General features: G+C 49.2%; 3 protein-coding genes and 1 riboswitch. Of the genes, 2 read left to right on the forward strand and 1 reads right to left on the reverse strand.

Going from position 1 to position 3,551, the window contains the following annotated elements; translation table 11 throughout:
- The coding region (locus VN105_RS07060) for a glycoside hydrolase family 15 protein (RefSeq protein ID WP_325639299.1) at nucleotides 1-1,170 on the reverse strand (1,170 nt) is incomplete at its 3' end.
- Between the two features lie 161 nt (nucleotides 1,171-1,331).
- Between VN105_RS07060 and glk the strand changes: the two genes are divergently transcribed.
- Nucleotides 1,332-2,387 (forward strand): glucokinase, encoded by a 1,056-nt coding sequence (gene glk / locus VN105_RS07065; RefSeq protein WP_325639301.1) that lies wholly within the window; start codon nucleotides 1,332-1,334, stop codon nucleotides 2,385-2,387.
- A gap of 15 nt (nucleotides 2,388-2,402) precedes the next feature.
- A riboswitch (Fluoride riboswitch) is annotated at nucleotides 2,403-2,474 on the forward strand.
- A 45-nt stretch (nucleotides 2,475-2,519) separates the two neighbouring features.
- Nucleotides 2,520-3,551 (forward strand): chloride channel protein (locus VN105_RS07070; protein ID WP_325639303.1); only part of this gene is annotated, 1,032 nt, incomplete at its 3' end.

Consider the following 3,551-nt stretch of genomic DNA (forward strand, 5'->3'; position numbering starts at 1 on the left):
GATACCGGCATCTTTTTCATCAATCGTTTTTTCTATCTTCTTTAATAATAATTCAATCCAGCGATCGGAATCTTTTCTTTCAGAAAAAATAAAACGATGGTCAGTATATAACGGAAGCATGGAAATAAGGACCTGTCCATATATATCATTCTGGATATGTTCAAACGCCTGGTTGCCTACCCGCACCGGTTTATTCCCCAGGTAGCCATCCAGGTGGGGCAGGATGGTTTCCGAAAGGGTCTTTTGCCCGGTAATCCCGTACAGGGGCTGGTAGCGGAAATCGCCCGAAAAAGAGATATCCGTAATATAGCCAAAGTACCGTTCCATTTCTTCAAAATGGCCAATGTGGTTCAGGGCCGTTATGATATAATAGGTATCGCGCATCCAGCAATAGCGGTAGTCCCAGTTACGCCCGCTTTCGGGAAATTCGGGCAGGCTGGTGGTACTGGCCGCAATGATGGCGCCGGTATCTTCATACTGGTGTATTTTCAGTGCTAAAGCGGAGCGGATCACATAAGGCTGGAAGTAATTGGCAATGGAAGAATGTTTAATCCAGGTTCTCCAGTACGAAATGGTTTCCCGGAGAAAACGTTCCGCGGTGCTGGCCAGCGGCGCTTCCAGCGGATGGCCGTAAGTGAGGATCAGGTACCGGGTGTCGTTCAGCACAAAAAACTCCTTGTCGATCAGGTAGCTGACTGCAATATTGGTGGTAAGCCGGATGTTTTCTTCGCAGCCGGTGAACTCAATATGGCTGCTGCCTCTCATAGGGCGCAGTTTCGACGCGCCATAGTCGCAGGTAGGTTCACATGTGACGCGGATACGGGGAGAACCTTCCAGTGGTTCAATTTTCCGGATCAGCATGAGCGGTTTGAAAAAACGTTCAAACTGCAGGAAGCGGGGCGCAAAATCGGTCACCCGGTAGCTGCCTTCCGTAGTCGTAATTTCAGTACACAGCACATTGGTGTTTTCAAGATAGAACTGGTGGGAAGAATAATCGGCTTCCGGTAAAACGGAGAAGGAGCCGCCTTTCTTCTTGTCCAGGAGTCCCCCGAAAACAAAGGAGCTGTCCATGCGCGGCCAGCAAAGCCAATCGATGTTTGTATCCTTATTAATATGCGACAGGAATGCGCAGTTGCCAATAAGTCCGGTCTGATAGGTATGTCTTTCCATATGGGCCTTACATTTGTTTTGAATTACATTTTTATCCGGGAATTGTTCAACCCGTGGAACAAAAGCTGTTCCAATAATGCCCCGCAGGCAATTATTAACAAAACATATCCTGTTGTATTCTTGGTTTAAACCCTTATTTTTAAGTATAAAGTTCCACTACGATGCAGACATTGAAAAAGCAGCAATACCTTCCTCATTTTACAGCACCGTTAAACAGTGGGGATACGAAAACCTACCTGCTGGCGGGAGATCTGGGGGGCACCAAAACCAACCTGGCATTGTTCGGCAGCCTGAATGGAGAACTGGACCTGGTACGCCAGGAAAAGTATGCTTCGCGGGATTATCAGAATTTTTCGGAGATGATCAAACATTTTCTCAGCGATAGCAGCGATACCCCGCCGCAGCGTATATGCATTGGCGTAGCCGGACCGGTGGTAAGGGGAAAAGTGGAACTGACCAACCTGAGCCGGGAGCTGAGTGAAGATGAGATAAGGCAGAGCACGGGTATACAGGCGGTAGCGCTTATCAACGACCTGGAAGCTACTGCGTACGGATTGGCTACCCTGGCGCCGCATCAACTTACCACTTTGCACAGGGGAGCCGCGGACCATACGGGGAATATGGCTATTATAGCGCCGGGTACCGGGCTGGGCATGGCCGGATTGTACTGGGATGGCCAGTATCATCACCCTTTTCCAACGGAAGGGGGGCACACTGATTTTGCTCCAAGAACAGACCTGGATATTTTATTGCTCCGGTACCTCCAGGAGAAATACGACGTGGTAAGCTGGGAACGGCTTATTAGCGGGCCGGGTATCATTGATATCTATCAATTCCTGCGGGACATAAAAGGAATGGACGAACCCACGGAACTGAGGGCGTTGATGGATGCCGGCGATGGAGCCGCAGAAATCAGCAAGGCGGCTATAGCAGGACGGATCCCTGTTTGCATTAAAACAATGGAATTGTTTGTGCGCTATCTTGCCAGGGAATCCTGTAACCTGGTACTGAAAATGAAGGCCACCGGTGGTTTGTTCCTTGGTGGCGGGATTCCGCCGAAAATAGCGGCGTTGCTGGAAACCGGTGAGTTTTATCATCATTATATGCAGGGCGACCGGATGGCGGAATTGCTGGCCAGTGTGCCGATCCACATTGTGAACAATGATAAATCCGCCTTATGGGGCGCTGCATTTTATGCAGGATTATTAAAAGAATAATTTATTTTTGTGAGATAGATAACAGGAAATGGTGTCTTCCTGACCAGAACCGTCAGCCCAGGGCTGTCTGATGGCGCCTACAAATATTATAATGGTAGCATGGCTGCCATATAACGCTGCTATTTGTAGGATATGAAACAAACGAAATCTTTGCTGGAACAATTGTCCGTAGCTAAACAGCTGCTGCGCTGGACTGTATTGGTAATACCGGTTGCCATTATTGTAGGATCTTTAGTGGCGCTGTTCTTATGGCTGCTGGAAGTGGTTACACACCTGCGTATGCAGCACGAATGGCTGCTTTTTTGCCTGCCGCTGGCGGGCGTTTTAATTTACTGGCTGTATCGTATTGGCGGGAAGGATGCCGAAAAGGGCAATAACCTGATCATGGACGAGATTCATCAGCCGGGAGGTGGCGTACCCGCGCGTATGGCGCCACTGGTGCTGATCACCACTATCATTACCCATTTATTTGGCGGTTCTGCCGGACGGGAAGGAACCGCAGTGCAGATTGGCGGCAGCATGGCCGGACTGATAGGCAAAAAACTGGGACTATCGGCCCCGGATATACGAATTTTACTCATGACCGGGATCGCGGCCGGCTTTGGGGCTGTATTTGGTACACCGCTTACAGGCGCCGTGTTTGCACTGGAGGTACTGGCCATTGGCGTAATGCGCTACGACGCACTGATACCCTGCCTGATTGCCGCTGTTTTTGCCGATGTGGTATGCAGCGCCTGGGGCATTGAGCACACGCATTACCATATATTATATAAAAGTGATCCGCTGGTGAACTGGCTTCCTTTTGTTCACCACAATCTCCTGCTGCTGGCAAAGGTGATTGTGAGCGGGGTATTTTTTGGGTTGAGCAGTCTTTTATTCTCCAAACTCATTCATAATATTAAGGATAACGCCAATGCCTATATTAAAATACCCTGGCTGATCCCGGTGGTGGGTGGTATCATTATTATACTGCTAAGCTATGCGGCAGGCACCACCGATTATCTTGGATTAGGCGTATACAGCAAATCGCCGGATGGGGTAAGTTTAATAGCCGCATTTAATCCCAACAGCCATATTAACGACTGGAGCTGGCTCTGGAAGCTGGTTTTCACGGCTATCACCTTAGGAATGGGTTTCAAAGGGGGAGAGGTAACGCCCTTATTT

This window comes from Chitinophaga sp. (assembly GCF_035564935.1).
Classification (GTDB): Bacteria; Bacteroidota; Bacteroidia; order Chitinophagales; family Chitinophagaceae; genus Chitinophaga.